Source organism: Pontibacter sp. LHS1 (assembly GCF_058932855.1).
Window position 1 is genome coordinate 1 of record NZ_JBZYWF010000014.1, and the last position, 16,066, is coordinate 16,066.

The following is a 16,066-nucleotide window of genomic DNA, read 5'->3' on the forward strand; positions in this document are numbered from 1 at the left end:
ACTAAGGTTAAACAAAGCAAGGGCATCAAATACCTGCTTGCTATAAGATGCTTCATAGAAGTAAAAAGTATAGTTGCTATAAATAATAATCTGTTTCAGAGACTCGGATAAAATAATGCGATCGTGGAGTTGAATATCTAAGTACCCTCCCCGTCTACATGGGCTCTATCGATTCACTTGGGTTTAAGATATAAATGTTAATTCTCCACTTCCTTATAAGTCAGCAAATGTTCTGTCGCTTTGCTGAAGAGGCCAGATTGGGTGCCAATATATACTTTGTTTTTCACTTTAGCGATAGAAGTGATGGTGTGGCCTACAAGCCCGGTATTGTCAAGTTCTCTTAACTGTAGCTTATCTATACCTACCTCCACCTCAAATATCTGGCTATGGCGAAAGGCCAGTATTACATCATCGCTAATTGCAATATAGTTGAACCACTCCGCTGCATTTCCTGTGTGTGCATCCAAAGACCAGGATTGTTCGGACACAGCCCGAAACAAGGCGTGTGTCTGTTGTCTTCCGTGCCTAGCCAAGGTGTAGAGCTCGCCTTTGTGCTCAAATGTCGCATAAGCTACCTGGTCCGGCATCTGGAAATCAATTTCACCTTCTTCCGAAATCTTATAGAATCCCCAGTCGGTGGCAACATAAAAGTTATTATGGTGTGAACGCATATACCGAACAAAGCCACCTTCTTGCGCGGGTGTAAGTACCTTAACCTCTTCCAACACAATCTTACTAAAACTCTGATTGGCTTTGTCGACCCCTAGCTTGATCAGAAAATACCGCAGCCCAGATCTTCCGGTTTTCTCATTCGCATACCTGTATGGCACCAGAGCAACATTGTTCTCTGAGATAGCCATGCTTTCCAGTGCTTTAGACATCACTAGTTCAAACTCAAGAAAATTAGGATCAATTTCCTTTGCATACATTCTAAGGTTTGCTCCGCTAGTCACCGGATCGCTCACTGATCTGAAATATATACTGCCATCTTCTGCTCCTGTAAATATATTGGAGTTCATAGGGTAATTGTAGTGTGACAGGTCTCTGAAAGGGTGCACATAGTTACTTACCTTTGATCCTTTCCTGGCATGGGATATCTTAGAGAATAAGTACATTCCTAAAACCTGCAGCCTGTCTTCCGCCTCAGCAGCATGCAGATTTACAATAAACCGCTGATTGTACAAGAACTTATTGTGCGCTTCCCAGGCAACAACGGGGTCTACCTCAATTTCCTCCAGCTCTTTTTTACAGGAAGAAAACAGAAATGATAAGCAGAGTAAAGGGAAGAGGTACTTGTGGGTAATAAGCTGTTTCATCGGTAGTAGAGGGTATACTTTGTGACAATAATTGCTGAAGGTCAGAGGAAGTATAGGTAGGCTCACAGGTTATACCTGGCAAGCCTACACTATTCTTTATCAACCAACCTATACTAAAGATAGAAATAACTATATAAAGAGGAAAGAATATTACACGAACGAACTTTTGCTGTAGATGAATGGTGTTGCGTGTTAGCAAAGTAATGCGTTGTTTTAGGGATGCTTAAAAGCGTAAAATACCGCCACTTTTTATACCATGTTCTGGGCTGGGCTATCTTCATTTTTTATGAAGTATCGCTTGTCACACTCATCAATCCTAACATTACTGCCTTGTGGGAGTGGATGATCTGGTATACTCTCAATATTGGCCTCTTTTATTTTTTTGCACACGTTGTATTGCACAATACGCTTAAGTATAATAAGCTACTGCTACTGCTGGCTTTAGTCCCTGCCATTATAGGTGCCTATCTCCTCATGCAATTTGGCATAGAAAAGCTGGTCAATCCATTTCGAGATACTCCCCGGGAATTTAACCCTGACAAAATATGGTATCTTCGTGCTACCTGGCGTTGTTTTTATTTCCTGAGTTTCAGCACAGCTTACTGGTTTTTACGCCAGACCATCAAGAACCAAAAGCGCATTAACCAGATGGAATTGGAGCGCTTGCAGGCTGAGCGTGAAAAAGCCGAACTCGAGAAAGGGTTGGTACGCTCTCAGAACGCGCTGCTACAGGCCCAGATCAGTCCGCACCTGCTCTTCAACACGCTTAACTTTATCTACAACTCAGTACAGGATGTTTCACCAAAGGCTTCGGAAGGCGTGCTGCTGTTGTCAGAAGTAATGCATTATGCCTTGCAGCGGGTACACGAAGACGGGAAAACCGACCTGCAGCATGAAGTGGAGCACATCGAAAAGTACATTGCCCTCAACCAGCTTCGCTTTAGCTATCCGCTGCACCTGCAGATGAAGTGCAGCGGCAGACTCCAGGGCAAGATTCCGCCGCTGCTCCTGCTCACCTTTGTAGAGAATACATTTAAGCATGGTGACCTCACCGACCCGACACAGGCTGCCTGCATCTCAGTTGCGCATCACCAGGATCTGCTTCACTTCAGTACCAGTAATAAAAAGCGCAAGCACCACGGCGGACGTGGGTACGGCATCGGTATACAGAATGCCAAAACCCGCCTCAGCGAATTTTACGATGAACAGGACTATACCCTGACCATAGACGAAGACGAGCAACGACACGCCGTGCACCTTAAAATAAAGTTGAAATGATTACATGCTATGTAGTAGACGATGAGCGACATGCGCTCGAGGTACTGTCGAGGTATATCCAAAACACCCCCGGCCTGCAACTGATCGGGGCCGAAGAAAACCCGCTGCAAGCCCTCGATGCTATTGCTTCAGGGCAGCTAACAGCTGACATTACATTTCTGGATGTAGACATGCCCCAGCTCTCAGGTGTTGATCTGGCCGGACTTATCAACAGCCGCACCACGGTTGTGTTCACCACCGCCTACCCGGACTATGCCTACCAGGCTTTCGAGAAGAATGCAGTTGATTTTCTGCTCAAGCCCATCTCCTACGAGCGCTTCCTGAAGGGCGTGACCAAAGTAAAAGAGAGTCTACAGCCAAAGCAGGCTATACCTGCTGCAGAGCAGAATGACGGCTACTTTTTCATCAAAACTGACGTGAAAGGAAAGTTTGTGCGGGTGAACTTCGAGGAGATAAGCTATGTAGAAGCGATGCAGAACTACGTGCGCATCCAAACGGCCACCGAAAAGCTGACCACCTACCTGAGCATGAAAGAAGTGGAAGAGCACCTGCCCGCTGCAGACTTTGCACGGGTACACAAATCCTTCATTGTACATCTGCCCAAAGTAAAGACTGTAGAAGGAAACCAGATTGTGCTCAGTAATGGAAGCGTAGTGCCGATGGGATCGAGCTACCGGACTACTTTGCTGGACATGATCAACGCCAAGCTGCTCAAAAGTAAGCGGGTAAATTAGAACAGCACCGACACCTGCGTGCGACCCGTATGCACCGCGCCCACACTGTTGGCTTTACGACCATCGTAGTTGAGGGAGATATTAAGGCCGTTGCTCAGGCGCTGCTGCACGTTAAAAGACCAGGTCAGGTTGTTGCCGGGACGCAGGGCGTTTAGAATCTCGTACCCCACGTAGGAATTCATATCGCCATCAAATTCAATATTCACCCAACGGACGAGGCCGGATATCGTGCGCTTGCTCACCTGGCTTAGCTTTGTTTCTAATCCCAATTCATGAAAAGTCGCCTGCTGCTCGGCATCAGCTGGTGAGAGCTTATCTTCACGCAGGGCAAGCTGATACGTACCAGTAAAACGCAGTTTCGCATTGGGCTGGTAAGCCAGCTCCGGCGTCAGCTCCTGCGACACGATGCTGAAGTTCTTAGAGCTCAGGAAATTGGAGCGGTTGTCGCGCACATTCTGGGCCAAGCTGATCTTGGAGCTCAGCACTTCGTTCAGATTAAGGCGGCCGATTAGCTGGTGGTTACCCACGCTGCGGGTCTCGGTACCGTTTGCCAGTAGCGATTTCTGTTGATTTTGCTGCACGGTGTACTCCAGTCCATACTTTGGATTGCTCCGGTTAAAGTAAAGCGTATTGCGAAGCGACTTTATCAAGGATATCAGGAACTCATCCTCGAAATCTTCACTGAACGGGTTGAAGCGGTTCATCACCTCATCATCCGTCGTTTTTTTATCGATACTCACAAAACTCAGAGCCGAAAACTTAGCCAGAAAGCCTTTGAAGCCTTCGGCACTCCGCCAGCTGCGGGGCACATTGCTGTTCAGACGGTATGTAAAGCGGTTGGTATAGGCATTGATGTACTCGTCTGTCGGCAAAAACACCTTGATGAAACGGCGTTGGTCCACTGTCTGGGCTTCAAGATAATCGTTCAGGTCGTTGGGGTTGCCGCCTTCGCGGAGGTAGTGCGTACCCTGCCCCGGCATGGTTTCCCGGAATACGAAGATGCGCTTCAGTTCACGGCCAGTACCCACTGAGTAGCTCATCTCGGACCGGAAGCTACCATCCAGAAAAGAAGTGTTCCAGTCTATACGCGACTGCACGGTTTCCTCATCCTGCCCCTGCTCAAGTTTTAGGTTTCTGTAAGTGGCCTGCAGGGCGATGTCGCTGTCGCGGCCATACCTGCGCTGGAGCATGGCGTTGTAGGTTTGGCCTACTTCCGGCGCTCCCATTTCGCCCTGGGCTGTCGGGCGGAGGTCGGTACGGTAGCTATAGTCTACCCGGAAGCGGGTTTTGGCGGTATCAGGGCTCTCCACAAAAAGCACATGCTCGTCAAAATACATAGCTGAGCCCGTTACGGAATCACTTCCGATCGCCGTGAGTTTATTTTTATCAAAGCGGTACATATAGCCGGGCTCAATTTTACCAAGCCTATACCTGGCCCCCACATCGCCCCGGTACCACTCCGACTCCCGTGTAATCTGGTCGCTGTGCAGCATAAAGAAACTGTTGCGTAATTCCAGCTTGCCTAACTCACGGTTCACATCCAGTTGGTGTTGCGTACCATCTACCTGCTGGTGCCGGTAGCGGCGGCTGATGCGGTAGTTTACCAGGTTCTGCGGATCCTGCACCGCCCCTACTGAGAAGTTAAAGATATGGTCTTCGGCTTTCTGATTCGGATTGTCCAGACTCCAGTCGCGGTCGAATTCAATAGGACGATAACGGTCGATGGGTTCAAAGTTCACATCCGTATACTCATAGTTGAGCGTACTGTTGAGGCGGTACTTGCCCAGGAAAGAAAGCTGCCGGTCCTGAATGGCATATCCTACCCGCATGGCTGCCCCATTATCATCCATGGCATCGAGGCGGGAGAAACGGTTCAGGTCATTTTGCGAAGCGGCACCTTCCAGGAAGAAATTCACGCCTTTCTCCAGCTCATAGTTACCACCCAGCGTGATCAGCTGTTTCTTACGGGGAGTGGGCAGAATACGCACGGGGGCATAGTTACCCTGCGGCACGCCATTTACCGGTGCTACCCAGCGGTATACCCGGCCGTTCACGGCATTGCTTGCCGCCACATAGTTACCCCGATTCGCCCCTACTTCCGAAAACCGCACATTGTATATGGCTGAGTCCGGATGGCTCGAGAAGATATATACCTGCTGCGGTACACCATCTGCCATGGTGTCGCGCTGGGCGTAGAGTACCTGTGCCGGATCGAAAGGCACCTGTGTCGCGCCCGATGTAACGGCCATATTCAGACTATCGCCTATACCTGCAAGCAGACGTTTCTCGTCATCCCGAAGGTCAAGGTGCAGCAGATTGTTTGGGTTATCGGATTCGTTGTAGTAGTTGGCGTATACCTGCACTTTGCCCAGTTGCTGGTAGTGGCTGGCGTGGTAGATGCTGCGGCTGTAGTTGAGGTCGGAGTACTCGAAGTCTACCCGAATGCGGGAGTTTTTGGTGATGACGTGGCGTGTCGTAAAGGTGATCTCAGCCTGGTTGTAGTCGATCACGTAATCAAAATCGAAACCACGGGTCAGCAGGCGGCCGTCCAGGAACACCCGCTCCGAATTGGCCAGCACAATGATAAAACGCTCGTTATTAGGACCGCGCAATCGGTAAGGTCCCTGCACACCTTCCAGCGCCTCCACGGCCTGAGAGGCAAACTTACCTTTCGACACCGAAGCAGCTACCGTAGTGGTACCCAGCTTTTCCGGAGACTTGCCGATGGTAGTCTCGAATGCGCCGCCCTGCACGTTTTTGTAAAACTGCATGAAGTAGGACGGCTTGCTGCGCAACACCACATCCCCAGCCGACAGCTGCCACTGCTTGTGCTTGAGTGTAATGTATACCCGGTCAAACTCGTTCAGCTGCTGCGTATTCCCCTCCGGTTGGAAAGGTATATTCTGATCGGTAATAGCTGCTGTAATGCTAATGTCGTCGGTTAACTTACCGTCCAACTGCAGGTTCAGCGCCGAATTGACAAATACGTTCTGCGTGTTACCAAAAGAGATCCCCCGTGAGATACTACCCGTTTTGTTCAGGCCGGGAGTCTTGAAGATTTCTTCCCGCTGTGCAAAGTCCTCCTTATAAAACTCTCGGGGAGAGACGCTCCGGTCCAGCTTCATAATATCGCGGCGGTAAGCGGGCTTAGCCAGACTCAGTGGCAAAGTTCTGTAACAGACCAACACCGAGTCAGGTATAGGCACCATTGTTCCAAGCGTATCCATGATCTGGTAAGTAGGAGCCGGAAACTCGGTCAGTTTAAATTCGTGGGTGTAGTAGTTATAGTCAAATTTGAACTGGTCTTTGCGGGGACCTACGAAGGTGATGGTGCTGACGTCAATCGTCAGGGTATCGAGTTGTTGGGGATAATCGGTGAGGTACAGCCACTTGCAGTGCCGGTTGCTCACAGGAGCCTGGGCCAGCGCAGGCAGGCTCAGCAGCAACAGCAGGATGCCGGTGATCAGGCTTCGAATCATGCGGTGGCCAGCGGTAAAGAAATGTAAAACGTCGTCCCCTCTCCCTCTTCTGTCACAAACCAAATGCGACCACCTGCGTTTTCAATTCCTTTTTTGGCTACGGCCAAGCCTATACCTGAGCCAGTGTACTTAGTACTAAAGTTAGGTATAAATACTTTGTGCTGAATCTCGGCAGGTATACCGCTGCCGTTGTCAGCTATTGACACCAGCGCCGTGTTATTCCCATCCACCTTCAGGTCTATTTTGATCACAGGCTTCCGGTCGGCAGGCACCGCTTGTATGGCGTTCAGCAACAAGTTGTTGAAAGTCCGCACCATCAGCGCCTCATCGGCCATCACCATCACCGGTTCTTCAGGCATACGCAGCCTCGTTTTCACAGATGCCGGATTCGTGTGCAGGTCGGCGGCTTTGTGCAGGGCAGCCCCCAGGTCCATCAGCTCGGCTTTTGGCTCGGGCATGGAAGTGAAGTTGGAAAACGAAGTGGCGATATCGCTGAGAATGTTGATCTGCGTGATCAGGGTATGCGAGATCTTATTAATCATCTGCTCCGTATTCGGGTTCTTTTCTGCAATGGCCTTCTGGAGGTACTGCAGCGAAAGCTTCATCGGAGTGAGCGGATTTTTTATCTCGTGCGCCACCTGCCGCGCCATTTCCCGCCAGGCCGCTTCTTTCTCGCGCATCGCCAGTTCTACCTTGTTCTGCTCCAGTGTCAGCAGCATGCGGTTATACTCATTCACCAGCATCCCGATCTCATCGGCCCCTTCATAAGCCAGCATTTCATTTTTGCCAGTCAGGGAAGTATGTTTCAGCTTCTCAGCCAACATACGAAGCGGCACCGTCAAGGCTCTGGAGGCAAAGAAGGTCAGGATGATAAACACGATGAACATCACAGTGAAGATATTCATTGTGGTTGTGATCAGCTCGATCAGCTTCAGGTCCAGCTGTCGCTCTGAGTCAAAGAAAGGTAAACCTATAAAGCCAATCAACTTCTCCGGATCATTGTCAGGACGAAGCGGCAGGTATAGCGCATTGAAACTCAGGTTACCGGCTTGCTCATCGAGGAGTACACGCAAAGCCTGTCGCTCCGATATAGCCGCAAAAGCATGTGGATTGACCAGTTTGGACAGCAGCCCTGACTCAAAAATAAGGGGCTGACTGGTTACCAGCAGGCGTCCGTTACGATCATAAAGACTCACATCAGCTTCTGATAGTGCTGCAATGGAAGCAACACGTCGCAGCAAGCGATTGCGGTCGGGCAGCACTTCGAGCGTAGTCGGTCTGCTTAGATGGTCCTGTATAGCCTCGCCTTTTTTCTCGTAAGACGAAAGCAGGTCTTTCTTGTAAGAGCCTGTTACCAGGCTAGCCGTTACAATACTCACCAACATGAGGGGCAGCAGTATACCAAAGTTCAGGAAAAGCTGGATCTTGGTACTGAAGTTGGGCTGAAAATCACGCAGTCGCTCCCGGTTCAGCAGGATGTAAAGCACAGCCACCACAATGAGGCAGCCGGTAAAGTACAGGAACAGGAAGGAAAAATTAGAGAGTACTTCTCGGGCTCCATACTTACTCGTCGTAATGATCACGGTCGGGCCGTAGTCGGTTTTAACACCCAAGTGGTGAAAACCTGCCTCCGTTGCTCCCTGCTTATACAGCTCACTTCGTTCCAACTCGCTCCTGTCGAAATTGGTGGCATAGTCAAATTCGCCTTCGCTGTATGTCAGCCTGCCCTTTTCATAAATTCCGTAACTCAGGATATCGGCTCTGAAAGGCTGCTGGTGCTGTTGCCCTGCCAGTAACTCAGGCACCAGGCTATTGGGGAGCAGCTCTTTGAGACTCAATTGCAGCACGATCGTCCCGTACTGCTGTGTACCCAGAGGTACTTCAATTAACTTCAGGTAAAAGCGGGTATGCGGTCGGGCAGGATCATTAACCAGGTATAGATTATCGTACTCGGTTCTGTTCTGAGGTACAGCATATTTTTGCCTTAGCTCATCTAATGTAGCAGCTGTGGTATCGGCACTTTCCAGTGTTCGCCCCTGACTGTCAAACAAAAGAATGTTCGCTTCATACTTATCAAAATAGTCCGGAAGAAACTGTCGGGATATCTTGCGCTTAATGAAGAAGGCATCGACATACGGCCCCTTCATCTTGGATTGTATGAGGGCATCTTCCGATACCCGCACCGCCACGTCTTCTTCCAGCAGATACTCGGCCAGTACATCATTGCCCTGCATCAGGTCAAAAGCGAACTTCTGCTTGTAGGCTAACAGCTCGCTTTGGAAATGCGTGTAAAGAGAAGCTGCTCCAGTTAAGCTGCTTACAGCAATGATGAGAAAGAAAAACAGGTAGGTGCGGTATGGTAAACTGATCGCCTGCCGATGCTGTGCCGCCAGCAGAATGACAATCCAGAAAACGAGGCCTATCAGGAGCACGGGCAGCCAGCGCATATCCAATACCAGAGCCAGCATGGTAAGCACAACCGTTACTCCCAGTAAAATCTTATAGGGCCACCAGCCATTTGACTTGCGCAACAGCACATTGGCTACAGAAGCCAACATATAGCTAAACAGGCTCAGCGCCACAGTGTGCAAGAACATCAGACTGTACATCACCAATTTATACCGCTCCAACGCGATGGATTGGTTAATGTCGAGTGCTAGCGGAGAGTTATGGTATATGCCATAGTAAAAGCGGAATAATATGGCTAGCAACACAAAAAATCCCACCATGGCAGCTCCAAGTACCACCTTACTCTTGTCAGCAGAATACGCTTTAACGGTATTTAATACTTCATTTTTGTGAAACAAGTAATAAGCAGCCCAGGCAACTGTAACAAGCAGCAGTACATTAAGCGCCAGATCGCCTACTGAAGGGGACCAAAATGACGCAGCATACAGGCGCGGATCAAAGAGCTCAGTTTCGACAATCAGAAAAGGGAGGTTGAGCAATAAGAGTGCAAACCTAAATCCAACCAGCAGGGTCAGTAAAAGCACAATACCTTGGGTGTAGCGCTGACGCTTCAGGAAGATCTTGCTTAATGAAATGCTAAACCAAACAAAAAGAACAGCCCCTAAGGTGAGCAAAATAAGTTGAAGGTCATCAAACCCAGAATCGATGCGATCAGACCCATGATCGAGTGCAAACAGGAATTCACCTTCACTGGTCTTTACCTGTGGCAACTGCCCTGGGTTATCAAGCACTAGTCGAACGTCAGCTTTCCCGAAAATACTTTTCTGCAAGCCCGACGACAGGTAGTCATTTGTTATGCCATAATCTATCTGAAGTGGAATGTAAGTAAAGATGTCGTAATCATGGACCCGATGGGGCATGACCACAAAGGTGCCGTAACTATTACGAATGGTTGATGTTTGACGAGCTGTCGGGGGCAGGTCCAGGTCTGGTATAACTGTATGGTCAGACCAGAACAGCAAACGCCCATTTTTGTAAACAAAAGTTGGGTAGTGTGTTTTAGACAGGAGCTTTGAAAAGCTTGTACGGCCTGTCTGTAGTTGTTCGCCGAGTTGAACAGACTCCTGGTGAGCATCCAGTAACAGTGCCTGAACCCGCTGCGTTATACGCTGCTGCGTCTGCTCTCTATCAGCCTGAAGCCAGGAAGCCGGTACCTTATAATGCAAAAAAGCTGTCGCCATAAAGCACAGCACAGCAAGGGCAAATAAGAGTATTGGCGCAATATTACGGTTCAAAGCAGCATGGATTACCCACGAATTTAAGCATTTCGTGTTATAAGAGCATGACCTTTAGGCAGCTAAAATGTAACTAACAGCCTCAAGGCATGTTTAATTCCGGAAGAAGTGTGTAATCCGGACCAAAACCGGATCAAATTTCACACCAAAAAATTTGATGACAAAATAAAACCACATGCAAGACTTGCTGCCTGCATGTGGTTAATGATATAAACTGAAAATAGTCGCTACTGCTCAGGAAAATTAACAAAGTATGCTACTTTGATACTCAGTGCTTAAGCGTTTCTAGCAGCTTTCTTTTTCTGACTGCTTTTATACCACAGAAATCCTACAGTACCTACCAGTACATAGGGTATCAGCATCAAGTATAGAATACCGGTATTCAATCCTGCTCCTACCTGGGAATCTGATTCTGTACTGCCGGTACCAACATTTGACTCAACTGTGGCACGACACATGGCACATTGGCTATAGGCCTCTGTAGATACCAGACTTAGCGTAAGCATCATCAGGCCGAGAATAAATATTTTAGATAATTGGCGCTTCATGATCATAAAACAAGCGTTAAATGTTCCTGGTTCTAACTATAGTACGGAGAAATCAAAATATAAACGAGCACACCCGTTATGGCTACATAAAGCCAGATCGGGAACGTCCATTTTGATATACGACGATGACGCACGAACTGCTCTGAAAGAGCAAAATACATCGAAAGAAGTACCAACGGCACAATCACCACGGCAAGTACAATATGTGTAAGAAGAATAAAGTAGTAAAATACCTTAAGAAAGCCATCACCTCCATATATCGTGCGCTCCCCCAGAAAATGGTAAGTTACGTACGACACCAGAAATACAGCCGAGAGGCCAAAGGCAGTTGCCATGGCATTACGGTGCACTCTGATATTCCCTTTACGAATGTTGTAGTAACCAATAACCAGAGCAAAGGCTGTTAAAGAATTCAGTATCGCATGCAGCGTTGGCAGAAAAGACACATCCACACTGCTTGAGCCTTCTTTCGGCATAAAGAAAAGCATAGCCACAACGACAGGTATAGCAATCGATAGAATGGCAATCAGTATTAAGAACTTCTTGTCATTACCAGCCGCTGGACTATTTTGATTTGCTGTATTCATCTAAAAGAACTTTAATTTCCAGTATCAGGCGATCCACGTCTTCCTTATCAGTGCCATCATATATCCCCCGCACATACCTGTCTTTATCCACTAGCATAAATTTTTCGCTGTGGATAAAGTCTTGCTGGCCTTCTACTTTCATAACCGGCAAATAGAAACCTTTCTGAGCTAAGCTATAAATTTTGTCACGGTCACCTGTCAAGAAATACCACTTCGCAGGGTCAGCTCCATATCGTTCGCCATATTCGCTTAGTACCTCAGGAGTGTCATATTCAGGGTTAACAGTAAAGGATACCAGTTTTACCTGTTCCTCATCCTGAAAAGCTTCTTGCACACGCACCATTTGCGAAGACATTGCTTTGCAAATATCGGGGCAAGTCGCGAAGAAGAAGTCAGCTACATAGATATGGCCGTCAAGGTCTTCCTGAGAGATTGTATGGCCTTGCTGTGAAGTGAGTTGGAAAGCAGGCACTTGGTTGAAGAGTGTATCCCCTTTGGTATCACGCTGTACCTCACCTGTAGCGGTTACCTGAGGAAAATATTTACGGAGCGTGTAGTGGTGCTCACCAAAGCTTCCGATAAATATAAAAATAAGAAGAGGCACTAATAATAGGATACCTAATATTAGTGCCTTTGAGTTACTCATAATATGTGTACTTAGTTGAAGTAATTTCTTATTGAATCGAAGTAATAGCTACCTTCTGAAATCAAAGCCACCATTAACCAGATAACAAGTGCCATAGGTATAAGGATAGACCAGATCAAGGCTTTTGACTCATGCTTTAAGTGCATGAACTCCGCTACAATGTAGAACGCCTTAAAGATGGTCAGAATTATAAAGATCGCATTACGAAGCGTACCTGCGTCCATTGTAAAGGCGAAAAGGAACTCTACTGCAGTTAGGGCTACCAGGATAAAGAATGTTTTCCAGATAACTTTTGTCTGCGCTTTAGGTATCTCACCTGTCTGGTGAAGATCGTTGGAGTGATCCGAATGAGCTGCCATAGTATACTTTATGTTTTAGAGAGGCAGTCCCGCTCCAGGCGGGAACTGCAGCTGTGATAGTTTATGATTAATAAATTAAATCAGGTAGAAGAAGGTAAATACGAATACCCATACCAAGTCTACAAAGTGCCAGTAAAGACCAACTTTCTCAACCATTTCATAGTGACCACGTTTGTGGTATACCCCATTCACTGTGTTGATGAACACCATGATTAGCAGGACAACACCAGAGAATACGTGCGTACCGTGGAAACCAGTGATGAAGAAGAACAGGTCGGCAAACAAAGGCGGACCATATTGGTTCATGGTGAGGTTAGCACCAAAGATGCGTGTACCGTCAGCCAATAGCATACCCTCGTCTGTACCAGATATAAAGTGAGCCCATTCCCAAGCCTGGCAACCAAGGAAAATGCTACCGAACAGAATCGTCCACATCAACCATTTCTGTACATCATTCTTATCCATTCTATGTCCAGCTTCTACTGCCAATACCATGGTAACCGAACTCAGAATGAGGATCATGGTCATCAGGGCCACAAATGCCAATGGAAGATCTACTCCATGGAATCCAGGGAAGGCGTTAAAAACTTTCTCCGGTATTGGCCACCATTCAGTTGAGAATGTAAAGTCATCCGGACTTCCAGTGTAAGGAAGATGACTGTGACGAGACAGGCCATAAACAATCAGGAGTGCACCAAAAGTAAAGGCGTCAGAAAGTAGGAAAAACCACATCATGAGTTTTCCATAGCTCGCTTTTAGTGGTTCATTACCACCATCCCATGTACCTGTTTTAGGTGCTTCCAGCGTAGTTGATGTAGACATAGTTTAGTATTGAAAAAAACGTGTTTAGTGATTTAATCTCAAAAATAGATACAAGTACAGCCAAAGGCCACCCAGGAAGTGCCAATAAATGGTGCATAACTGTATACGCAGCATGCTCTTCGAGTGAACTTTATAACGTAGACTTGATATAATTACCACCGCCACATAAATGAGACCAGTGATCAGGTGAAAACCATGTACACCTGTTAATACATACATAAATGAACCGGAAGGGTTACTAGACTCCCCTCCAAAGAATACATTGTTATTAACCAACTCAGCCCATCCATTCCACTGTCCGATCAGAAAAGCGATTCCCAATCCGAAAGTCAAGTACAGCATCAGGCGCAGCTTTGCTATATTATCCTGAGCTGCAGCATTATGGGCAAGCTGCATTGTAACACTGCTCAAAGCAATAATTACCGTGTTAATCAACATGATGTTTGGCAGGTCAAATTCCAGCCAGTTGCCTTCTGCACGACGCACTAAATAAGCGCTCGTAAAGGCTGCAAACATCATAATTATACTAATAATAAGCAACCACAGCGTAAATTTTAATGGATGTACTCCTCCTGTGTTGTTCTCCTCTCCCAATGATTTGGCAACCATATCCATATCCTATAATTTATCTAAAACGAAAGCTATCTGCACAATAGGCAAATACAAAAAGGACCCAAACATAATGTTCATCGCCGCCTTGTTGGTACAAGTGCGCATTAGATGAAACGTCTGGGCCAGAAACAATACCCCACATATAACAGCGATCAGCGCTGAGGTGGTACCGGTCATGCCAAACTGCAGAGGCAGCAAACTTAGTGGAATCAGCACCAGGGTATAGATCATGATCTGAAAAGCAGTTTTCAGGTTCTTTCCCCCTTCCATTGGGAGCATTTTAAAACCTGCTTTCTTATAATCTTCATCCAGCACCCAGGCAATTGCCCAAAAATGTGGAAACTGCCAAATAAACTGTATCCCGAAAAGAATCCAGGCCTCTACACTCACTACGCCTGTTGCGGCTACCCAACCGATCAGCGGCGGTAAAGCACCAGGTATAGCACCAACAAAAACGTTGATAGGGCTGATACGCTTCAATGGCGTATAGATAAAACCGTAAAGAACGAGTGACAACAACGCAATAGCTGCTGTCAATGTGTTAAAAAAGCTCGCTAAAATAAATAAACCACCAACTCCTATCAGCGCGCCAAAAATAGCTGCTTCAGTTACACTCAGTGTATTAGTTGGAAGCGGCCTGTTTGCTGTGCGCTTCATTAACTTGTCCAGGTCCTTCTCGAGAATCTGGTTCACAATATTGGCAGCGCCTGTGACCATCAACCCACCCAGCATGACCAATGCTATCTGAATCCAACTTCCCCCCGGATGTCCTAGGATATAGCCTATAGCACTTGAGAAAGCTACTGTAAAACTTAATCTAAACTTCAGGAGCTTAAAATATGCTGATGCCTTTTGTGCCATATTGGCTAGAGACAGTACCGATTCTGATCTATTTGTAATCATTAGCTAAGAACCACTACCGGTTTTTCAACCGCCTTTTTTGAGGCGTAGTAATAAAAAATTAATATCAAAAACTGAACACCGAATAGTAAGGTAGCTATCGTCAAGTGTAACGGCTGCAGGAATGCAGGTATGGCAAAATAAGCCATGATTACCCCAAACACTATTTCAGCAACCAATAACACTATCATCCAGTTCGTCATCATATTCAACTGGCGATCTTTGAGCTTATAGATTAAATAAGCCATATAAAGATGAAGTACCAGTAACAGGATAGAAAAAGACCGGTGGATATAAAAACTCGAACCCAGTTGGTCTACCCAAAGATCTCTGTTGCTACCATTCATTTCGAAAGCAACTATATCCACTTCTTCACGAACCTGCGTTCCAATTAGTATCTGAACAAAAGTAGCAGCAGCTACCAATCCGATAACGAAGAACAAGTGCTTCGAGGCATCAAATCGTGGAACGATAAAAGCAGACTGCGACCGAATCACCGCATACTGCAGTAAGGCTACAAGCACCAGCGCCAGTGCCATATGGATTGTAATGGTTACAGGTAGCAAGTTTGTAGACACGACTATAGAGCCCAACCACCCCTGTATACCAACTAGTACAAAACTCAAGAATGAGATGAAGAAAACAGGTTTGTCAGTTTTCAGATAAGGTATAGCATACAGCACTGTCAGGAAGATCAATACCCCAATCACAGCCCCTACCAAGCGATTGATATATTCGATCCATGTCTTCGTAACATTGAAATCTGTTTCAATGTGTTGAAGCGGATGATCTCTCAGTTCGCCTGCTGCTTTGTCAAAACCTATGTTATCCAGAAACCCAGCTAGTCTCTTGTTTTTCTCTACACGCTGTTCTTTGTAGACTTCCAGATAATCGTCTGGTAATTGGCTAACATCAGTTGGAGGAACCCAACTGCCAAAACACTTGGGCCAGTCCGGACATCCCATTCCTGAGCCCGTGCTCCGCACGATTCCTCCAACTAATATTAGAAAGTACACAGCTAATACTGTAAGTACTCCAATATTTCTAAACCTTTTGTATGGAAAAGATTTATCTGTCATTT

General features: G+C 46.9%; 13 protein-coding genes. 2 read left to right on the top strand and 11 right to left on the bottom strand.

Features of this window, described 5'->3' with window-relative positions:
• Positions 1 to 197: 197 nt before the first annotated feature.
• A complete protein-coding gene (locus AC5FXQ_RS19270) occupies positions 198 to 1,316 on the bottom strand; it encodes a hypothetical protein (RefSeq protein ID WP_493604043.1) in 1,119 nt (372 codons plus the stop codon).
• Positions 1,317 to 1,535: 219 nt separating this feature from the next.
• On the opposite strand from AC5FXQ_RS19270, the gene AC5FXQ_RS19275 reads away from it, so the two are divergent.
• Positions 1,536 to 2,594, top strand: a complete 1,059-nt coding sequence (locus AC5FXQ_RS19275; protein ID WP_493604044.1) for a sensor histidine kinase — start codon at positions 1,536 to 1,538, stop codon at positions 2,592 to 2,594.
• Positions 2,591 to 3,328 carry a LytR/AlgR family response regulator transcription factor gene (locus AC5FXQ_RS19280; RefSeq protein ID WP_493604045.1) on the top strand — a complete coding sequence of 246 codons (738 nt, stop codon included), beginning with the start codon at positions 2,591 to 2,593 and terminating at the stop codon, positions 3,326 to 3,328. Before AC5FXQ_RS19275 ends, AC5FXQ_RS19280 begins: the two co-directional genes overlap by 4 nt.
• Here AC5FXQ_RS19280 and AC5FXQ_RS19285 read toward each other — a convergent pair.
• From AC5FXQ_RS19285 to AC5FXQ_RS19330, 10 genes are all read right to left on the bottom strand, one after another.
• Entirely contained in the window at positions 3,325 to 6,807 is a 3,483-nt protein-coding gene (locus AC5FXQ_RS19285; RefSeq protein WP_493604046.1) for a DUF8818 domain-containing protein, read from the bottom strand. The genes AC5FXQ_RS19280 and AC5FXQ_RS19285 overlap by 4 nt on opposite strands.
• Entirely contained in the window at positions 6,804 to 10,457 is a 3,654-nt protein-coding gene (locus tag AC5FXQ_RS19290) for a sensor histidine kinase (protein WP_493604047.1), read from the bottom strand. Before AC5FXQ_RS19290 ends, AC5FXQ_RS19285 begins: the two co-directional genes overlap by 4 nt.
• A 329-nt stretch (positions 10,458 to 10,786) precedes the next feature.
• Complete coding sequence (locus tag AC5FXQ_RS19295) at positions 10,787 to 11,059, bottom strand: hypothetical protein (RefSeq protein WP_493604048.1); 273 nt, start codon at positions 11,057 to 11,059, stop codon at positions 10,787 to 10,789.
• 32 nt (positions 11,060 to 11,091) lie between these two features.
• On the bottom strand, positions 11,092 to 11,646 hold the full coding sequence (locus AC5FXQ_RS19300; protein WP_493604049.1) for a DUF420 domain-containing protein: 555 nt from the start codon (positions 11,644 to 11,646) through the stop codon (positions 11,092 to 11,094).
• On the bottom strand, positions 11,624 to 12,292 hold the full coding sequence (locus AC5FXQ_RS19305; protein WP_493604050.1) for an SCO family protein: 669 nt from the start codon (positions 12,290 to 12,292) through the stop codon (positions 11,624 to 11,626). Before AC5FXQ_RS19305 ends, AC5FXQ_RS19300 begins: the two co-directional genes overlap by 23 nt.
• Before the next feature lie 11 nt (positions 12,293 to 12,303).
• Complete coding sequence (locus AC5FXQ_RS19310; protein WP_007659388.1) at positions 12,304 to 12,651, bottom strand: cytochrome C oxidase subunit IV family protein; 348 nt, start codon at positions 12,649 to 12,651, stop codon at positions 12,304 to 12,306.
• 75 nt (positions 12,652 to 12,726) lie between these two features.
• Positions 12,727 to 13,473 (bottom strand): cytochrome c oxidase subunit 3, encoded by a 747-nt coding sequence (locus AC5FXQ_RS19315; RefSeq protein ID WP_076420266.1) that lies wholly within the window; start codon positions 13,471 to 13,473, stop codon positions 12,727 to 12,729.
• Positions 13,474 to 13,497: 24 nt separating this feature from the next.
• On the bottom strand, positions 13,498 to 14,088 hold the full coding sequence (locus tag AC5FXQ_RS19320) for a cytochrome c oxidase subunit 3 (RefSeq protein ID WP_493604051.1): 591 nt from the start codon (positions 14,086 to 14,088) through the stop codon (positions 13,498 to 13,500).
• A gap of 3 nt (positions 14,089 to 14,091) precedes the next feature.
• Positions 14,092 to 14,988 (bottom strand): heme o synthase, encoded by an 897-nt coding sequence (cyoE, locus tag AC5FXQ_RS19325; protein WP_493604052.1) that lies wholly within the window; start codon positions 14,986 to 14,988, stop codon positions 14,092 to 14,094.
• Positions 14,988 to 16,064: a COX15/CtaA family protein gene (locus AC5FXQ_RS19330; protein ID WP_493604053.1), complete on the bottom strand. Its 1,077-nt coding sequence runs from the start codon at positions 16,062 to 16,064 to the stop codon at positions 14,988 to 14,990. Before AC5FXQ_RS19330 ends, cyoE begins: the two co-directional genes overlap by 1 nt.
• Positions 16,065 to 16,066: the final 2 nt, after the last annotated feature.